This is a genomic window from Mesorhizobium sp. P3_A9 (assembly GCF_056402975.1).
Genome location: NZ_JBFUGJ010000854.1, coordinates 1 through 507, shown reverse-complemented (window position 1 = coordinate 507; position 507 = coordinate 1). Strand labels below are relative to the sequence as shown.

Annotated in this window: 1 protein-coding gene; it reads left to right on the top strand. The window is 60.7% G+C overall.

All coding sequences use genetic code 11. The features are described from left to right. A partial coding sequence (locus AC1DX0_RS37115) for a rhodanese-like domain-containing protein (RefSeq protein ID WP_477359699.1) occupies nt 1-507 on the top strand: 507 nt, incomplete at both ends.

Below are 507 nucleotides of genomic sequence, written 5' to 3'. Positions count from 1 at the left end.
TTCCTACAGTTTCATCTTGCCGGACCGGGTGTTCACCGGCGATACGCTGCTGATCCGCGGCACCGGCCGCACCGATTTCCAGAATGGCGATCCGCGCCAGCAATATGAATCGATCTTCGGCCGCCTGCTCAAGCTTCCCAACGAGACGCTGATCTATCCGGCACATGACTACAAGGGCGAGACCGTCTCGACCATCGGCGAGGAAAAGGCCTTCAACCCGCGCCTGCAGGTGAAGTCGATGGACGAGTACGTCGAGATCATGAACAACCTCAAGCTGGCGAATCCCAAGATGATGGATGTCGCCGTGCCGGCCAACATGAAGGTTGGGCTGCATCAGGAGGAGATTGCGCGGCGCGGCTGGGCGGTCAGTGCCGAGCAGGCATTCGCGCTGGTGGGAAAGCCTGATATCGCGCTGATCGACCTGCGCGAGCAATCCGAGCGTGAGCGGCACGGCGTCATCCCGGGGGCGATCCATCTGCCCTATACGAGGTTGCAGGAGAACATTGC